1 protein-coding gene is annotated in these 667 nt (G+C 65.8%); it reads left to right on the top strand.

The window, feature by feature from the left end:
• Nucleotides 1-219 precede the first annotated feature (219 nt).
• A complete protein-coding gene (locus UK23_RS18530; protein ID WP_045312818.1) occupies nucleotides 220-654 on the top strand; it encodes a PPOX class F420-dependent oxidoreductase in 435 nt (144 codons plus the stop codon).
• The last annotated feature ends 13 nt before the right edge of the window (nucleotides 655-667 follow it).

The following is a 667-nucleotide window of genomic DNA, read 5'->3' as shown; positions in this document are numbered from 1 at the left end:
GTCACCAGTCCAGGTTGGACGGTGAACGACAGGTCGTCGACCGCGACCGTCCTGCCGTATCTCTTGGTGAGGCCGATTGCCTCGATCATTGGCTTTCCCCTCTCGGTGACAGGGAAACTCTCCCGCTCGCAGGGGGTGGGCCACATCGCCCAGCAGTCTGCGGTGGCGTCAACTTCAGTCGTCCTGTGCCCCTACCTCAGTCGTAGTTGAATGCTTCTCATGGGTTACACGGAAGCTCCAGATGGCTGGTGGCGCGAGTTCGTCCTGGCCAAGCCCGCCCGCACCGGCAAACTCGCCGTCACCCGCAAGGACGGCAGCCCGCACATCGCGCCGGTGTGGGTGGACCTGGACGGCCCGGACCTCGTCTTCCTGACCGCCCGCGACACGATCAAGGGCAAGTCGATCCTGCGCGACGGCCGCGTGGCCCTGTGCTTCGACGACGAGGCGCCGCCGTTCAACTTCGTGACCATCACGGGCCGCGCGCAGGTCGACGAGGACCCGGAGCAGCTCAAGTACTGGGCCGGCCGCACCGCCGCCCGCTACATGGGCGACCACCAGGCCGATGCCTACGCCGAGCGCAACGGCGTGCCCGGCGAGATGGTCATCCGCGTGAAGATCGACAAGGTGGTCGCCAAGAACAACATCTCGGACTAGACGGCTGATTCCA

Source organism: Lentzea aerocolonigenes (assembly GCF_000955955.1).
Classification (GTDB): Bacteria; Actinomycetota; Actinomycetes; order Mycobacteriales; family Pseudonocardiaceae; genus Lentzea; species Lentzea aerocolonigenes_A.
The sequence above is the reverse complement of the archived record's forward strand: the minus strand, read 5'-3'. Positions and strand labels throughout refer to the sequence as shown.